Origin of the sequence: Tenuifilum sp. 4138str (assembly GCF_041102575.1) — a bacterium.
GTDB lineage: Bacteria > Bacteroidota > Bacteroidia > Bacteroidales > Tenuifilaceae > Tenuifilum > Tenuifilum osseticum.
Window position 1 is genome coordinate 98,579 of sequence record NZ_JBGCUE010000009.1, and the last position, 16,574, is coordinate 115,152.

The window sequence follows — 16,574 nt, forward strand, 5'->3', positions numbered from 1 at the left end:
GGTATCAAAGATTTATAGAAAATATATCATTCATCCATCTACGCCCCCTGCGGGGTCGCACCATTTCGCATATCAAATTTTCTATAAACCTGTAATCCCTTCGGGATTAGATGATTATGTAGCCCCAATGCCGAAGGCATTAAAGGTCTATAGCATTAGCGACAATCAATTACCTACGACCCCTGCGGGGTCGTATTGCAAACCATATTGCATTACCTATAAACCTGAAATCTCTTCGGGATTAGATGACGATGTAGCCCTAATGCCGAAGGCATTAAAGTCTATAACTTCAGCGACAATCGATTACCTACGACCCCTGCGGGGTCGCACAATAAACCCTATTGCAACACCTATCAACCTGCAATCTCTTTGGGAATAATAAAATAAATTATTCTATGACTAAACACCTTGAATACACTCAAAAAACAAAAGATCTAATAGACGGCCTTAAAACCGTTTGCAGCAATTACGGTTTGGCTAATTCCGGGAATGAATACAAAATCATTACGGAAGTTTTCCTGTATAAATTTCTGAACGACAAATTCCTGCACGAAGCACGGAAAGCCAATAAAGATTTAAAGAACAGCACCAACATTGAAACCGACATCCAGAAAATGAGTAACAGCGACTATGAATGGATGCTGGAAAAAATCGGTGAACGTAGCGCCAAACTGCAAAAGCATCATTTCATCAGCTATTTGTTCAATAAACAGAACGAGCCCAATTTTCACGAATTGTTCGACAAAACATTACTGGAAATTGCCGATTTGAACATAAAACTTTATTCTGTTTCAACCATTGATAAAGAAAGGGTTCGTTTGTTTGATAGAATTTCCCCTTACATCATTGAAAGCAATCAAAAAACACCTTTCTGCAAAGCCATTATCAACAAACTGGTAGCGTTTAGCTTTGAGCCAATTTTTGAAGAAAAATATGATTTTTTCTCTACCATTTTTGAATACCTGATTAAGGACTACAACAAAGACAGCGGACAGTATGCCGAGTATTACACACCACCGGCCGTGGCAAAAATCATGGCGAAGATTTTAGTGCCTGAACCCACCAGAAATGTTACTGTTTACGACCCCGCAGCAGGTTCAGGAAGTTTATTACTGGCGCTGGCTCACCAAATCGGAGAAAACAAATGCACCATTTATTCGCAGGACATTTCGCAAAAATCATCAGAGTTTCTTCGCTTGAATTTGATATTGAACAATCTGGTGCATTCGCTGCATAATGTAATAAAAGGTAACACACTTACCAATCCATACCATGTAAACGATGCCAAAAACGACCTGAAAAAGTTTGACTACATCGTAAGCAATCCACCATTCAAAATGGATTTCAGCGATGACCGTGAAACCCTTGCCAGCGACCAACATAGAAAACGCTTTTTTGCAGGCGTTCCCAGCGTTCCAAAAAAGAAAAAAGAGTCCATGGCTATCTATCAGTTGTTCATACAACATATCTTGTATTCGTTGAACGACAAAGGGAAAGCCGCCATTGTGGTACCTACCGGTTTTTGTACCGAAAAAGCCGCCATTGCGTTAGCTATCAGAAAAAAAATTGTGGATAGTAACTGGCTGCACGCTGTGGTGCAAATGCCGCCCAACATATTTGCTACTACCGGAACAAACGTTTCGGTCATTTTTATAGATAAAAGTAAAACGAGAGATACGGCTATACTGGTTGATGCAAGTAAGTTAGGAACAAAAGTAAAAGACGGTAAGAACCAGAAAACCTTATTGAGCAATGAAGATGAAAAACGGATAATAGACACCATTAAGGGATACAGGCAATTGGATGATTTTTCGGTGATTGTTAATAATGAACAGATGAAACAAAAAGCATATTCCTTTGGTGCAGGACAATATTTTGAAACTAAGATTGAATATGTTGAACTAAGTCCAGAAGAATTTGAAGAGAGAATAAATGAGTTTAAAAACAAAATCTCTTTTTATTTTAATAATTCAAGAGAATTAGAAATACAAATTTTGAAAAACTTTAATAAACTTGATTATAAAAAAAATAACAAATGAAAAAAGAGTTGCTTGGCGATAGAGTAGAATTAATTTACGGATTTTCAGTTAGAACTGACAATGAACCAAAAGGTAAATACCCAGTATATGGTTCTAATGGAATCATTGGTTTTATTGATAGTTTCAAGGTAAAGGGACCTGGTATTATTATTGGAAGAAAAGGAACAGTAGGTGCTGTTACCTACTCATCAGAAAACTTTACACCAACTGATACAACTTATTATGTTGCTTTAAAAGACAATACTAAAGACGACCTTAAATTTTGGTATTATTATCTTCAACTAATTGGATTGGATAAACTAAATTCCCATAGTACAGTGCCAGGTTTAAGCAGAGATTTAGCTTATCTAAAAGAGATTAGAGTTCCAGAAAAAGCTGAGCAAAAACTTATAGCAGATTTTCTCACAGTTATTGATGATAAGATAGCCTTGAATAAAAGAATCAACACCGAGCTTGAAAACCTTGCCAAGACCATTTACAACTATTGGTTTGTTCAGTTTGATTTTCCCAACAATGAAGGCAAACCCTATAAATCCAGTGGCGGTGAAATGGAATGGAATGAGGAATTGAAAATGGAGATACCGAAGGGATGGAAAACTAAAAGCTTATATGACATTGCTATTTATACGAATGGTTTAGCAATGCAAAAGCATCGTCCAAACGGTGATGAAAAATTGCCTGTCATTAAAATCAAGGAAATGAATGAAGGTTATTCAGCTGCAACTGAATACGCCAGACCGGATATTGAAGATGCATACTTAATTCGAGAAGGAGATGTACTTTTCTCTTGGAGTGCGAGCCTTAATGTCATGATTTGGGCTGATAAAGTTGGAGCACTAAATCAACATATTTTCAAAGTAACATCGGAGTTTTACCCCAGATACTATTTCTATCATCAGATTTCAAACTATTTGAATCATTTCAAATTAATGGCTGAGAATAGAAAAACCACAATGGGACATATCACAATAGACCATCTCAAAGAAAGTAGAATTGTAGTTCCTGATGATGATTCGTTAATTCTTAAATGTGGAGAAAGAATTGAGCCGATTCTTGATTTGATTGTAAAAAACCGAATGACCAATATTGATTTAATGGAAGTTCGTGACTTTCTTTTGCCCATGCTAATGAATGGCCAAGTGAAAGTAAAAAGCGAAGCAAAAGAACAATTATCAATAGCAGCCGAGCCGCAGGTAAAATATGGGAAATGATTAAAAAGCTATCTATAAAGAACTTTAGAGGTATTGAGGAAGTCAAAGACTTAGAAGTTGACCAATTCAATATTTTCATTGGTGACAATGGAACGTCCAAAACTTCTATGCTTGAAGCAATTCATTTTTGCTTTTCACCTTCGTTTCTTTCAGGGAGAATAAAACACACGGATTTTCCAAATGGAAACGATAACCCTATAGAAATCATAGTAGAACTTAAAGAGAGCATTAAGGTTGGAATTCCCGATGGCTATGCAGAGCAAGAGATTACGTGTAACAAAGTGCTTTTACAAATTAAAAAAAGAGAACGTAAAACACCCGGTAAAGTTTTTTCTGACCTCGTAACTTTAAATCATATCTTGATCCCCGACTTCCCTAAAAACAATGAAGGGTGGTCAATTAAAAGAAAAAATAACAGTGATTTTAATTTTACCGAACGTTCTTTAGGTATCAATCAAATAAGAACCGAAGAATTGCCTCGTTCATTCTTTTTTAATAAAGAAAGAGATAGACAAACTCAAAAAGGTTTTAATAGTTCCTTTTCCACCATTATTGATGATTTAAACTGGCGATTTTCAAGAAGTGTTAGGAAAGAATCTGAGGAAACAGGAAAGCCAGCCGAAATACTTGGTAAAATTCCTTTACTAACTAACGAAATAGCGGAAAAAGTTGGAATAAATAAATATGAAGTGTTCAAGGAATTTAATAATAGAACAAAAAAATTTGGACTTGATGAAATTAATCTTACAATATTAGATTCAATAGCACCGTATGAATCTGCTTTTCTTTCATCAAAGAAAGATGTTTTAGACCTGCCAATAAAGTATCTGGGTTCGGGAATTGAGATGATTGTCTCACTTCTTTTCCTTGAAACACTAGCCACAATGTCAAAAGAAAAACTAATTATCCTTATAGATGAACCAGAATTGCATTTGCATCCAAGACTGCAAGAACAGTTAGCCGACTATCTCTGGCAAATTTCATCAAGGAAAGACGGACATCAGATTTTTGTTACAACTCATTCTCCTGTGTTCTTTAAAAATTGTGTTGGCAGAAGTGGGGTAAAGACATTTGTAACAAATAGAGAAGAAAAGACAAACAAGATTTTAATTAACAAAATGACTTTTGCAAATCGTTTATTCCCATGGAGTCCATCTTGGGGTGAAATAAACTATTTTGCCTATAAGTATCCAACGATTGAATTTCATGATGAGTTGTATGGATACATACAGGAGAAAACAAAAAAACACTCTGAAAGAGAAATTGATGAATATTTCAATCAATGCGGTATAAAAAGAGAGAAGCAATGGACAAGAGAAATAAAAGGCACACCACAACCAACTATTAGTGTTACTCTCCCTGTTTTTGTCAGAAACAAGATTCATCATCCTGAAAACCAAACAATGAAAGATATTCTATTTACACAGGAAGAATTAAAACAATCCATTGAAGTTTTAATAGATATTGTAAAGAATGCTAAAGATTTTATAAATGACTAACTTTGCAGTATGGCAAATGAAATAAATATAAATCCCAACATCCTTACCTGGGCTATTACCCGGGCTGGGTATGATGTGCCTACATTTGCTGAAAAATTTCCAAAAATATTAAAGTGGCTGGAAGGACAAAAGAAGCCTACTGTAAAGCAGTTGGAGGAATTTTCTAAGAAGGTTTATTTGCCTTTTGGTTATCTGTTTTTGCCACAGCCGCCACAAGAAAGACTCCCCATTCCGTTTTTCCGCACCAACGGAAATCAAGGAGACCACATCAGCATCAATGTGTATGATACCATTTTGCTTTTGCAGCAAAGGCAGGATTGGTTGAAAAACTATTTACAGGACAATGATTTTCAGCCTTTACCCTTTGTTGGTAAATTCAGGAACAGCAATGATGTAACTGCCATAGTTGCGGACATTCGTCAAACCCTACAACTACCTGAAAATTGGGCAAGTCAATTCAAAACTTGGCAGGAAGCCCAAGACCATTTGGTTCTGCATATTGAAGACAAAGGAATCATTACCATATTCAACGGAATAGTTGAAAACAACACCCACCGACCCATTCCTGTTGACGAGTGCAGAGGTTTTGTTTTGGTAGATGAATATGCTCCTTTCATGTTCGTAAACAATTCCGATTTTAAGTCTGCTCAGATGTTCACTATAGTGCATGAGTTAGCACACATTTGGACAGGGCACAGTGCAGGTTTCGATTTCAGAAGATTGCAACCAGCCAACGACCCGATTGAAATGCTGTGCGATAAAGTAGCCGCTGAATTTTTAGTCCCTGCACAGGAATTTGATGAAGTATGGAATCACAGACCCAATAATTTCGCTTATGCTTCCCGATATTTCAAAGTGAGTGAAATTGTTATTGCACGCAGGGCATTAGACACAGGCAAAATCAGCAGACCGCAATTTTTTGATTTCTACGAAGAATATTCCAATCGGGAATTTGCCAAAAAAGAAAGTCAAGGCTCTGGTGGCGACTTTTACGCAACAACAAAAAAACGTATCAGTATCACATTTGCCAGTCATGTTCATCAGGCTGTAAAATCTGGTAGTTTATTATATCGTGATGCCTATAAACTTACGGGCTTAAAAGGCGACACGTTTGAAAATTTCTTCTCTAAACACTTGTAGCCCGAATGCCGGTATATGTCTTAGATAGCAACTTTTTTATTCAGGCTCATCGGTTCCACTATCCGATAGACGTTGCTGCGGGATTTTGGAAAAAGGTTCGACAATTAGCAGAAGAAGGCAGAGTTATCAGTATTGACAAGGTAAAGAAAGAGCTTTACGACAAAAACGATGCACTTGAAGACTGGTGCAGAAATAATTTACCCGAAGACTTTTTTAAAGACACATCAGTAGTAATGGGTGCTTATGCCCAAGTGACAGGTTGGGCAATGTCGAGAAGTGGGCATTACTTACCAAATGCCTTAAATGAATTTCTGAATGCAGACGAAGCAGATGCTTTCCTTGTAGCTTATTGCCTTGCTGACAACGCTAATAGATTTGTAGTTACACAAGAAGTAAGCGAACCCAACAGACAGAACAAAGTAAAAATACCAGATGCTTGTATTGCTTTGAATGTTTCGTATGTAAACACCATTGAAATGTTCAGACAATTAGGTGAAACATTTTAGCCCCGCAATAGTCAAAAGTATGTATGCCCTGTTGTCGAGAAATTGCACTGAGCATATAACCCATTAAATCGACTCACTGTATCCAATAAAAAAACATTTTTCTACCAACCATCACCCAATCCGCTTACGCTTACATTTCAGAGGTATGCGTAAAATACTCATTAAATGCATCAGGAATTGCGGGTTTGCTTTTAAATATTCCGAACACTGTAGAGCCACTGCCGGACATGGATGCGTAAACCGCTCCCATGCTGTAAAGTTCTTCCTTTACCCTTTCAATTAACGGATACTTTGGGAAAACGGTTTTCTCAAAATCGTTAACTAATCTGTTTGGCCAATCGTTTACTGGTAGGTTAACAATGTTGCCTATGGGGTTTTCCCAAGGTTTGGGGTTGCTACCCTCATAGGCCTCCCTGGTGCTTACATGGATACCCGGATTAACCAGCAAAATCCAGTAACCAGTTAGATTAATGCTTATGGGCTCAAGCTGCTCGCCGCGGCCCCTGCCAATAGCGGGCGTGTTATGCACAAAGAACGGGCAATCGCTACCTAACTCCAAAGCCAACGGTAGAAGATTTTCTGGGCTAAGCGGCTTGTTCAGAAAGGTATTCAAGGCTCTCAAAGCAAATGCGGCATCGGCCGAGCCGCCACCTAACCCTGCCCCCATGGGTATGAGCTTATGCAGGTGCATCCTAACATGGGGCATTCCGTAACGCTGCGCAAGAAGGCGGAAAGTCTTAACACACAGGTTGTTCTCGGTATCGCAATCAATGCCTATTCCGGTTTGGGTGAATTCAATGGTGTTCACCTCGCCATCGGTTGCCACTACCTCAAGAATATCGCATAATCCCTTTACAGGGTAAAACAGAGTTTCAATATCGTGATAGCCATCGGGGCGCTTACGCACTATGTTTAAACCCAGATTAACCTTGGCATTTGGAAACAGAATCATTGTTTTAGCATAATTTACTTCACAAAGTTAATACTTAGGCGGTGTTATCATCGTTACATTTAGAGCTAAAGTGAAATATGGTTTTACTTTTTGGAACAGCAATCCGAAAAGTCGCTTTAAAAATAATGGTTACCTTTGCAAGGTAAGACAAAAAATGATGAAACAATGAAGTTGAATAGCCTTACACTCTCAATCGGTTTAATTCTAATTGGTAATCAGCTGTCAAATGCCCAGCAATACAGCTTTGGAGTATTTGCTGACCCGCAACTATCGTGGTTCAACTCCGATACCAAACGTTACGATCCCAACGGCCCTGTTGTGGGCTTAAACATTGGCTTTACAGCCGATAAATTCTTTGCCAAACGGTACGCCTTTTCCTCAGGACTCTCGGTTAACGCCCTTGGCGGGAATATCAGGCTTATGCAATCCACCTATACCCTGAAAACTATCGATAGCACCTACAACATCGCCATTGGCGACAATATCAAATTCAAATCGCAATACCTTACGCTGCCCATTGGCTTTAAGTTTCGGACAAACCAGATTGGCTATACCACATACTTTGCCAATGTTGGCGTTAGCGGAAGCCTCAGAATAAGAAGCTACGCATGGAACGAAACCAACCAAGTTGACCGTGAAACCACCAAAACCGATATGGCATGGGGGTTTGCCTCATACCAAATAGGAATTGGAGGTGAATACTCACTCGGCGGCGAGAGCGCCATTCTGTTTGGCATAACCTGGTGCGATGGTTTAACCAGAATTATCGAACTGCCTAACTCAACCATTACATCGCAAAGCCTATCGTTGAAGGTTGGTATAATTTTTTAACTCTGGATAATACAAAATGAAAGTAGCGCTTGCACAGCTGAACTACACCATTGGTCACTTTGACAGTAATGCCGATAAAATAATTGCATCGATAAACCGGGCTAAAGCCGACGGTGCAAGGTTAGTTGTATTCTCGGAGCTATCGGTGTGTGGATATCCACCCCACGATTTGCTCACCCACAAGCATTTTGTGGATAAGAGCATAGCTACCGTAAACCAGATTGCACAGCAATGCAATGGAATTTATGCTATAGTTGGGGTCCCCAGCATCAATACTGATACTACGGGCAAGTTGCTTTTTAACTCCGCATACCTTTTGGGCGAGGGAAAAGTGCTGGATGTTTACCACAAAACACTACTTCCTGATTACGATATTTTTGATGAGTATCGCTACTTTGAGCCCAACCCCGGCAACTACCGGGTTGCCGAAATTGATGGAATAAAAATAGCCATAACCATATGCGAGGATATTTGGGATGACCAGCCCACCACTACAGCTTTTTCCAGAAGCAAGCTTTACCGCGATGCGCCCATGAATCACCTGGTAAAGTTGAACCCCGATATGGTGATAAACATATCGGCTTCGCCATTCAGCTACAACGTTGAGGAGCGCAGGTTACAGGTTTTCCAAAGCAATGTGGCAAGGTATTCCAAGCCCGTAATATATGTAAACCAGGTTGGAGGTAATGCCGATCTGCTTTTCGATGGTGGCTCCATGGTAGTGAACGCCGGGGGCGATATCATAGTAAAGCTGAAAAGCTTTGAGGAAGATTTTAGGGTAATTGACACCAACGTATTGGAGCGCAACCAATCCATATCCCCTGAAATATCGGCAACTTCAGAACAACGGATTGAGCGTATTCACAATGCCTTGGTTATGGGCATTAGGGATTACTTCGGTAAGTTAGGGTTTACAAAGGCCACCCTTGGGCTTTCAGGCGGTATCGACTCGGCAGTTGTGTTAGCCCTTGCTGCACAGGCTCTTGATGTTAACAACATCCGTGTTCTGCTGATGCCATCGCAGTACTCATCGCGGCACTCCATTGACGATGCTGTGGCGCTTGCGCAAAAACTTGGCGTGCAATACGACATAGTTTCCATACAGCCCATTTTTGAGTCGTTTAAAAGCCAGCTAAGCTCTATTTTTGAGGGTAAACCCGAGGATATCACCGAGGAGAATATACAGGCAAGGGTTCGGGGAACCCTGTTAATGGCCATCTCCAACAAGTTTGGTCATTTACTGCTGAACACCAGCAATAAGAGCGAGGCTGCCGTGGGTTACGGTACGCTTTACGGCGATATGTGCGGTGCGCTTAGCGTTTTAGGCGATGTTTACAAAACCGATGTTTACAGGCTGGCCAACTACATTAACCGCAACGATGAAATAATCCCTATAAACACCATCCAAAAACCGCCTTCGGCAGAGCTCCGACCCGACCAAAAGGATTCCGACTCGCTCCCACCCTATGAAATACTTGACCCCATTCTTTTTGCATACATTGAGCAAGGCCTCTCCGCCGAAGAAATTGTAGGTTTAGGCTTCCCCAGCGATACGGTAAACCGTACCCTAAGGCTTGTTAACATGAATGAGTATAAGCGCTACCAGTCGCCACCAATACTTAGGGTTTCATCAAAGGCGTTTGGCTATGGACGGAAAATGCCCTTGGTTACTAAATGGAGCTAAATAGCCCGTAAATATTAAAAAACACAACCATCCATGCTAAAATTATGTTAATTTTATGTTTGAAAGCATAAAATGACGTATTTTTGAAAAAAAAATGTCCAGAAATTCCTACAACATCGATATTGAAAGCGTATTTGAAGGGGTGTGCGGACTTTTCCCTAACCTAAAACCAGAGGAAAGGGAGATAATGCGCAATAATATCACCTGTCAGTATTTCCGCAAGGGTGAGATAATTTACAAGGAAGGCGATACCCCACAGGGTTTGGTATGCCTCTCAAAGGGGAAAGTAAAGCTTTACAAGGAGGGAGTTGGCGGTCGCGACCAGATTGTTCGCATGGCCAAGCCTATCGGTTTTATAGGATACAGGGCATTATTTGCTGAGGAGAACTACTCCGCTACAGCCGAAGCTCTTGAGGATTCCGTGGTGTGCATCATTGAAAAGAATGCCTTTATGGGGATTCTCCGGAACAACGCTGAACTTACGCTAAACATTCTCAAATCGGTTGCCACTGAGCTGGGATTCTCCACCAACCGCACCGTAACCCTAACCCAAAAGCATATCCGTGGACGGTTGGCTGAATCACTTATATTCCTGCGCGATACCTACGGGCTTGAGGACGACGGTAAAACCATAAAGGTTTACCTATCGCGCGAGGATTTGGCAAACCTCTCCAACATGACTACCTCAAACGCAATCAGAACCCTTTCGGGCTTTGCTGAGGAAGGTGTAATTGAACTTGACGGTCGCAGGATAAAAATCCTTGACCATCACAGGTTGGAACGCATTAGCGATTTGGGATAGGCTACTCCTGAAAGTAAACCCGTTTCACACGCTGCGAAATTGAGGTGAGAACCTCATACGGAATAGTTCCCATGGCCTTTGCCATGTCGGTTATGGTAGGTTTATTTCCAAAAACAATTACCTCATCGCCTTCCTTAACCTCAACCCCGTTTGCATTGAGGGTACACGTATCCATGCTAATATTGCCGATGGTTGGCACCAAGGTACCGTTCAGCATCATGCTGTAATTGCCATTACCCAGCATACGCGATAAGCCATCGGCATAACCAACCGGAATGGTTACAACCGTTGTAGGCGTATCTACTATTCCCTTTCGGCTATATCCTACTGTATCGCCGGGTTTGATTTGCTTCACCTGAATCACCTTGCTCCTTAGCGTACTAATGGGCATTAGCTTATCGCCATGCGTAGGACTTATGCCGTATAGGCCAATCCCTAAGCGAACCATTTCGAACTGAGCCTCGGGATACCGCTCTATACCGCCAGTGTTCAAAATATGTCGTATGGGTTGATACCCTAACACATCACTTAACACGTTACAAGCCTTCTGGAAGGTTTCAATTTGGCATTTTGTAAATTGATCGTGATGTGGCTCATCGCTGGCTGCCAAATGGGAAAATATGCTTTTTACCCTAACCGAATTGGTTGATTTTAGTATGGCTATAAGCTCATCCAACTGGTCGGGAGTAAAACCCAGCCTATGCATTCCGCTATCAATCTTGATATGAATACCGTACGAGCTTACCCCAACCCTGTTCAATACGTTGATAAACTCCTTTAAGCCTGTAATGTTATAGATTTCAGGCTCAAGGTTAAACTCAACCATCAGCTCATAAGTCCCAAACGATGGGTTAAGCACCACAATAGGCAACGAAATACCAGCCTCCCTGAGCGATACACCCTCGTCGGTGTAGGCCACACCAAGATAGTCGACACGTTGGAATTGCAGTAGGTTAGCTATTTCGTAGGAGCCACTGCCATACGAAAAAGCTTTCACCATAGCCATCACCTTAACACCGGGGTTCAGCAAGCTGCGGTAGTAGTTCAGGTTATGGGCAATTGCATTCAGGTTAATTTCGAGTGTGGTTCGGTGAACCTTTCGTTCAAGCGCTGCACTAATCTGCTCAAAGTGGAACTTTCGGCTACCCTTAACCAGTATAGCGGCATCGCGAATCTCCTTACGCTTTAGATCGAGCAAAAACTCATGTGTGCTGCTGTAAAACTCGGCCTCAATCTCAAAGGCATAATCGTACCGGCTAATTTCAGGCCCAATGCCTATGAGTAGATCAACCCCTTTATCCTCGAGCATTTGGGCAACCTTTGAGTAAAGCTGTTCAGGTGCATAGCCACTTTCCAGAATATCGGAAAGTATTACTACATGCCGTTCGTGCTGCTTTTGCTGCATCAAAAAGTCAATTGCAATGGCTAACGATCCCAAATCGGAATTGTAGGAGTCGTTAATGACTGAACAATCGTTTATACCTTCCTTTAATTCAAGCCTCATTGCAACGGGTTGCAGGCGCTGTAAGCGCGTATCGATATCCTGTAAACTATAACCTAATAGCAGCATGGTTGCCACGCAGTGCATGGCATTCTCAAACGAGGCAGCATCGGTAAATGGAATCGTTATTGTGTGCTCGTGATTGTTATAGTGAACATGAACTAGTGTCTTCCCAGCTTCGCGCTTTACGCTCATTATTTGAACCTTCGACTCCTTATTTTGTCCCCAGGTAAGCAACTGGTTATCGGCAAGCAAAGTGTTATCCTGAACAACAGCATCAATTACAGCGTGATCCTTGCAGTAAATAAGCGTTTTAACTTCGCGGAACAGCTTCAGCTTCTCGTTAACCTTTTCATCAATATCATCGAAATTCTCCTGATGGGGCATGCCGATGTTGGTAAAAATACCAATAGTGGGGTCAATTATAGGCTGAAGTTTAACCATCTCACCCGGTTTGGATATGCCCGCCTCAAAAATTGCTAAATCGAAATGGTTATCCATTTGGAGAACCGACAGGGGAACACCAACCTGTGAGTTATAGCTCCGCGGGCTGCGCACAATTTGGTATTCCGAGAAAAGAAGTTGGTTGAGCCACTCCTTAACTATGGTCTTTCCGTTGCTTCCGGTTATACCAATTACTGGGTAAACGAATCGGTTGCGGTGGTAGGCAGCAAGTTTTTGTAGGGCCTGGAGGGTATCGTCAACCTCAACAAATGTAGCATTCGGATAATTTGTGTAGTCAACCTCACCCTTTTCAACAAGGTATGCCTTTATGTTTCGAATATTATAAAGTTCACCGATAAACTCGTGTCCGTTGTGATTTGGGCCAACTAGAGCAATAAACATGGAGCCGTTTCCCGATACAGGCACTCTACTATCGGTAATAACGTTTCTGATAGTAAAACCCGAATCGCCAATTACTTGACCCAGAACAATTTCAGCAAGCTGTATAGCAGTTAGGTTAATCATCAATGTTTAAAATTGATTGGTGCAATATAATTCAACAAATTTACAAAATCTATTTTTTGTTTCTAAAAGCAAGGTAGAAAGCCATCCAAAGTAAAAAAAGTATTCCTGGGATTATGGCTTTTCGGTCAGTATATAAAGCCCCGAAGCTAAAAACCCTGCAATCGGTGGGGTTATTGGGACTGTAAACCACCTTTAATATAGTACCTTTGGGATACTCAAAATTTTCAAGGCCGTAAAACTGAACTGATTTGCCTTCAAGCGTAGTAAAAACTATTATAGGATACTTATCGGGGCCAAAAGCCGATATTCCTAGTGTTTTTTCATACTCCACTCCAACAACCTCACCGGTAGTGTACTCCCCAAAAATCAACAAACGGTATTGTGTGGTTATAGGCAGAGTTATTATCATCAAAGTAACAAACCAAAAAAGTTTTGGCGATATTCGATGCGATATGTCAACCTGGGTTTTCATCGATGCAGATGATAAAAAATCCTCTAACTTCCTTGCTTAACGATAGGCAAACCTAACTTTTCGGAGTAATAAACCAGTGTCTCGTTTGCCTTTTCAAGGCTTTGAACTCGTTGGATATCAGCAAGAGGGTTCACTTGTTTATCAACAATCACAATACGGTAATCGCTATCAGCAATATCGAACGACCTATTGCTTGAGCTGTACGTCCTCCATGCCCTATTCAACCGATTAACACTCAAACCCATTGAGCTATCAATGCTTTGCCATTTCCCAACAGGAATTATTCCAAAAAGCAACAATGCGTTCCGAAACCTTTTATTTCCAAAATCAACCTGGGCAGCAAAAGAGGTAAAACCAATGAATAGTCCAATGATAATCAAAACTATTGCTAGGAAGGAGCTAAAAAGTTGAATAATTCCCACCAAAGCAATAAAATACCCAGCAACGGATCCAACTGGCCCTAGCAATTTCCCCAACCTGTTAATTTTTTGCATGGTGCTGATGTTATACATCGGGTCGAAAAAAACTACTTTCCACCCTTACGGGTTACCTCGTTGTAACAAAGTCTACATAGCGGCTCATAGATGTCGGTCTCGCCCAGTAGAACCAACTTGTCGGCATCGGTTTTACGGTGTGAGTATTGGGCAAGGTCGCCACACTTAACACAAATGGCATGTACTTTAGTAACATACTCGGCAATGGCCAAAAGGTTTGGCATTGGGCCAAAAGGTTTACCGCGAAAATCCATGTCGAGCCCAGCCACAATCACCCTTATCCCCATATCGGCAAGCTGGCTACAAACATTGGGTAGATTCATATCAAAAAACTGCGCCTCATCTATTCCCACCACATCGACATTCTGTGCCAGAATAAGAATGTTCCCCGACGATGAAACCGGGGTAGAAAGTATTGAATTGGCATCGTGCGAAACAACCTCCTGCTCAGAGTATCGGGTGTCAATCATGGGCTTGAAAATCTCGACCCTCTGTTTGGCATACTTGGCTCGCTTGAGCCTACGAATCAGTTCTTCGGTTTTGCCCGAAAACATTGAGCCGGCAATAACCTCGATATATCCCTTACGTTTCCCACTAACGGGGTTTTCAAGAAAAGGCATTGGTTCCGAAATAAATATTTTGAGTTAGTTTTACAGACAAATGTAATAAAACTTATTTTTGAAATGCGAACAAAAAACAATTTGCAATGCAATACCTAAAGAATGCACGGAATCAACTAGTTGAAGCAGTTGCCTTGATCGATAAGGCGCTTTCAGCCGGAAAACTACCTTCCATTGAAAGCGATATAATACTTGCCAAACTGGCTTCAATATATGAAGACCTTCTGCTTGAGAGGCAACAAGTTGCTTCCAGAACCCATGAGAAACCACAAGTAGTTCCGTCCGGAAAAATGGTTGAACCACATGAGAAAACTATAGCAAGCATACCTGAAACTAAAAAAACAACAGTAGTTGAGGAGAGCGAAGAACCTTCCAGCATTCCGATAGCTAAGCAGGAACCAAATCCTGTAAAGGCTGACATAAGTCCATCCCCAAAACCCACTCCGGCTTCCACACAGCAATCGAACGAGGAAAGTTCAGCCATACTTGCCGATAAGTACCAGGGTAAGCGCAAGTTCCGCAACGAGGTAATAGCCGAGCAACACCAAAAGGTTGACATGCAGAGCAAACTGCAGAATAAACCCATAACCGACCTTGCCAAGGCAATTGGCATTAACGATAAGTTCCTATTCATCAAGGAACTTTTTGGCGGCGATGCCGACCTTTACAACCAAACCATTAAACACCTCAACCAACTTACTGATTTAAACGAGGCCATTATTTACCTCCAGGAGAATTTTAGCTGGGACCCCACTAATGAGGTTACCACTTTGTTTGTCGATTTGGTTCGAAGAAAACTATCGTAATAATTCTGCTCCATGTCAAAACTCTTTATAGTTCCCACTCCCATAGGCAACCTTGCCGACATTACCTTGCGAGCACTCGAAGTGCTTAAAACCGTAAACCTTATTCTTGCCGAGGATACACGCACTAGTAGCAACCTGCTCAAGCATTACGGAATTGCTACTCCACTTAAATCGCACCACAAATTCAACGAACACCAAACGGTTGATTACATTGCAAGCCGAATAGAGGCAGGTGAGTCGGTAGCCCTAATATCCGATGCAGGAACGCCCGGCATATCGGATCCCGGTTTCCTGCTGGTTCGCACTTGCGTTGAGCGGTGTATTGAGGTGGAGTGCCTACCCGGAGCAACAGCGCTTATTCCTGCACTTGTGCAGAGTGGCTTCCCCTGTGACAGGTTCATATTTGAAGGATTTCTCCCCCAAAAAAAAGGACGCAATAAAAGGCTTGAAGCACTAAAGGACGAGGAACGAACCATAATACTTTACGAATCGCCATTCCGTATTGTTAAACTGCTTGAACAAATGCTCCCCATTTTTGGAGCCGATAGGCAGGTGTGCATTGCGCGCGAGCTTACCAAACTGCATGAGGAGAACTTTCGCGGATCGCTTGCCCAAGCCAAGGAGCATTTCAGCTCCAAAACTCCCAAAGGGGAATTTGTAGTGGTGGTGAAGGGGAAAACGAATAACGAAAAGGAAAAAGATTGAAACGGAGCAATAAAAAACAAGTGCACTAATACAACATCTAAATAATTTTCAAGCTAAAACCAATACACGTTTCAGTGTAGTTCATAAAATCAATTCAACATTCAATGTCGTTTAGTTAAGGGTATTTGTCATGTTACGCGCAAGCGAAACATCGCGCTGTCGTGATTTATCGGGATAGACTTCGCCGAAGTATCTCATTGCTCTTTTCTCTTCAATCCTTTGAAGAGATCCCTCGACTTTTTTGGGGATGACAAAAACCCTATCTTCCTTTCTGCTACTTGTCATGCTGAGCTAGCCGAAGCATCGCTTTACCTTTAATCCTTGTTGTTTTTTTTGGGTAACC

The 16,574-nt window shown here is 41.3% G+C and carries 15 protein-coding genes; 10 read left to right on the top strand and 5 right to left on the bottom strand.

Going from position 1 to position 16,574, the window contains the following annotated elements:
* Positions 1-395 precede the first annotated feature (395 nt).
* Genes AB6811_RS09590 through AB6811_RS09610 form a run of 5 tightly spaced genes read left to right on the top strand, consistent with a single transcriptional unit; the run spans position 396 to position 6,395 of the window.
* Positions 396-2,039 carry an HsdM family class I SAM-dependent methyltransferase gene (locus AB6811_RS09590; protein WP_369490236.1) on the top strand — a complete coding sequence of 548 codons (1,644 nt, stop codon included), beginning with the start codon at positions 396-398 and terminating at the stop codon, positions 2,037-2,039.
* The gene (locus tag AB6811_RS09595; RefSeq protein WP_369490237.1) at positions 2,036-3,250 is read left to right on the top strand and encodes a restriction endonuclease subunit S; all 1,215 of its coding nucleotides are present in this window, start codon (positions 2,036-2,038) and stop codon (positions 3,248-3,250) included. The genes AB6811_RS09590 and AB6811_RS09595 overlap by 4 nt, the downstream gene beginning before the upstream one ends.
* Positions 3,247-4,749, top strand: coding sequence for an ATP-dependent nuclease (locus tag AB6811_RS09600; protein ID WP_369490238.1), 1,503 nt, complete (start codon positions 3,247-3,249; stop codon positions 4,747-4,749). The genes AB6811_RS09595 and AB6811_RS09600 overlap by 4 nt, the downstream gene beginning before the upstream one ends.
* Positions 4,750-4,758: 9 nt before the next feature.
* Positions 4,759-5,889: an ImmA/IrrE family metallo-endopeptidase gene (locus AB6811_RS09605; RefSeq protein WP_369490239.1), complete on the top strand. Its 1,131-nt coding sequence runs from the start codon at positions 4,759-4,761 to the stop codon at positions 5,887-5,889.
* Between the two features lie 5 nt (positions 5,890-5,894).
* Entirely contained in the window at positions 5,895-6,395 is a 501-nt protein-coding gene (locus AB6811_RS09610) for a DUF4411 family protein (RefSeq protein WP_369490240.1), read from the top strand.
* A 130-nt stretch (positions 6,396-6,525) separates the two neighbouring features.
* Here the strand turns inward: AB6811_RS09610 and ispE are convergent, their stop codons facing one another.
* Entirely contained in the window at positions 6,526-7,347 is an 822-nt protein-coding gene (ispE, locus tag AB6811_RS09615; protein WP_369490241.1) for a 4-(cytidine 5'-diphospho)-2-C-methyl-D-erythritol kinase, read from the bottom strand.
* A 165-nt stretch (positions 7,348-7,512) separates the two neighbouring features.
* Between ispE and AB6811_RS09620 the strand changes: the two genes are divergently transcribed.
* The 3 genes from AB6811_RS09620 to AB6811_RS09630 all read left to right on the top strand — a co-directional run bounded on the left by AB6811_RS09620 (position 7,513) and on the right by AB6811_RS09630 (position 10,664).
* Positions 7,513-8,178: a porin family protein gene (locus AB6811_RS09620; RefSeq protein WP_369490242.1), complete on the top strand. Its 666-nt coding sequence runs from the start codon at positions 7,513-7,515 to the stop codon at positions 8,176-8,178.
* Positions 8,179-8,194: 16 nt separating this feature from the next.
* Positions 8,195-9,862, top strand: a complete 1,668-nt coding sequence (locus tag AB6811_RS09625) for an NAD+ synthase (RefSeq protein WP_369490243.1) — start codon at positions 8,195-8,197, stop codon at positions 9,860-9,862.
* Positions 9,863-9,956: 94 nt separating this feature from the next.
* Positions 9,957-10,664 (top strand): Crp/Fnr family transcriptional regulator, encoded by a 708-nt coding sequence (locus tag AB6811_RS09630; protein ID WP_369490244.1) that lies wholly within the window; start codon positions 9,957-9,959, stop codon positions 10,662-10,664.
* Between the two features lies 1 nt (position 10,665).
* Here AB6811_RS09630 and AB6811_RS09635 read toward each other — a convergent pair whose 3' ends face one another.
* From AB6811_RS09635 to AB6811_RS09650, 4 genes are read right to left on the bottom strand one after another with little or no spacing between them, the layout of a single operon-like run.
* Positions 10,666-13,134, bottom strand: coding sequence for a bifunctional UDP-N-acetylmuramoyl-tripeptide:D-alanyl-D-alanine ligase/alanine racemase (locus AB6811_RS09635; protein ID WP_369490245.1), 2,469 nt, complete (start codon positions 13,132-13,134; stop codon positions 10,666-10,668).
* 49 nt (positions 13,135-13,183) lie between these two features.
* The gene (locus AB6811_RS09640) at positions 13,184-13,606 is read right to left on the bottom strand and encodes a DUF3592 domain-containing protein (protein WP_369490246.1); all 423 of its coding nucleotides are present in this window, start codon (positions 13,604-13,606) and stop codon (positions 13,184-13,186) included.
* A gap of 23 nt (positions 13,607-13,629) precedes the next feature.
* Positions 13,630-14,100, bottom strand: coding sequence for a hypothetical protein (locus AB6811_RS09645; protein ID WP_369490247.1), 471 nt, complete (start codon positions 14,098-14,100; stop codon positions 13,630-13,632).
* A gap of 32 nt (positions 14,101-14,132) precedes the next feature.
* Positions 14,133-14,720 carry a thymidine kinase gene (locus AB6811_RS09650; RefSeq protein ID WP_369490248.1) on the bottom strand — a complete coding sequence of 196 codons (588 nt, stop codon included), beginning with the start codon at positions 14,718-14,720 and terminating at the stop codon, positions 14,133-14,135.
* Positions 14,721-14,806: 86 nt separating this feature from the next.
* Here AB6811_RS09650 and AB6811_RS09655 point away from each other — a divergent pair, with 86 nt between their 5' ends.
* Together AB6811_RS09655 and rsmI are read left to right on the top strand one after the other, a co-directional pair.
* Positions 14,807-15,526 carry a DUF8457 domain-containing protein gene (locus tag AB6811_RS09655; RefSeq protein WP_369490249.1) on the top strand — a complete coding sequence of 240 codons (720 nt, stop codon included), beginning with the start codon at positions 14,807-14,809 and terminating at the stop codon, positions 15,524-15,526.
* 12 nt (positions 15,527-15,538) lie between these two features.
* A complete protein-coding gene (gene rsmI / locus AB6811_RS09660) occupies positions 15,539-16,231 on the top strand; it encodes a 16S rRNA (cytidine(1402)-2'-O)-methyltransferase (RefSeq protein ID WP_369490250.1) in 693 nt (230 codons plus the stop codon).
* The last annotated feature ends 343 nt before the right edge of the window (positions 16,232-16,574 follow it).

Bases quoted from the DNA above. Each gene is read 5' to 3' on its own strand.
- AB6811_RS09590 (WP_369490236.1), top strand. From the start codon at position 396: ATGACTAAACACCTTGAATACACTCAAAAAACAAAAGATCTAATAGAC.
- AB6811_RS09595 (WP_369490237.1), top strand. From the start codon at position 2,036: ATGAAAAAAGAGTTGCTTGGCGATAGAGTAGAATTAATTTACGGATTT.
- AB6811_RS09600 (WP_369490238.1), top strand. From the start codon at position 3,247: ATGATTAAAAAGCTATCTATAAAGAACTTTAGAGGTATTGAGGAAGTC.
- AB6811_RS09605 (WP_369490239.1), top strand. From the start codon at position 4,759: ATGGCAAATGAAATAAATATAAATCCCAACATCCTTACCTGGGCTATT.
- AB6811_RS09610 (WP_369490240.1), top strand. From the start codon at position 5,895: ATGCCGGTATATGTCTTAGATAGCAACTTTTTTATTCAGGCTCATCGG.
- ispE (WP_369490241.1), bottom strand. From the start codon at position 7,347: ATGATTCTGTTTCCAAATGCCAAGGTTAATCTGGGTTTAAACATAGTG.
- AB6811_RS09620 (WP_369490242.1), top strand. From the start codon at position 7,513: ATGAAGTTGAATAGCCTTACACTCTCAATCGGTTTAATTCTAATTGGT.
- AB6811_RS09625 (WP_369490243.1), top strand. From the start codon at position 8,195: ATGAAAGTAGCGCTTGCACAGCTGAACTACACCATTGGTCACTTTGAC.
- AB6811_RS09630 (WP_369490244.1), top strand. From the start codon at position 9,957: ATGTCCAGAAATTCCTACAACATCGATATTGAAAGCGTATTTGAAGGG.
- AB6811_RS09635 (WP_369490245.1), bottom strand. From the start codon at position 13,134: ATGATTAACCTAACTGCTATACAGCTTGCTGAAATTGTTCTGGGTCAA.
- AB6811_RS09640 (WP_369490246.1), bottom strand. From the start codon at position 13,606: ATGAAAACCCAGGTTGACATATCGCATCGAATATCGCCAAAACTTTTT.
- AB6811_RS09645 (WP_369490247.1), bottom strand. From the start codon at position 14,100: ATGCAAAAAATTAACAGGTTGGGGAAATTGCTAGGGCCAGTTGGATCC.
- AB6811_RS09650 (WP_369490248.1), bottom strand. From the start codon at position 14,720: ATGCCTTTTCTTGAAAACCCCGTTAGTGGGAAACGTAAGGGATATATC.
- AB6811_RS09655 (WP_369490249.1), top strand. From the start codon at position 14,807: ATGCAATACCTAAAGAATGCACGGAATCAACTAGTTGAAGCAGTTGCC.
- rsmI (WP_369490250.1), top strand. From the start codon at position 15,539: ATGTCAAAACTCTTTATAGTTCCCACTCCCATAGGCAACCTTGCCGAC.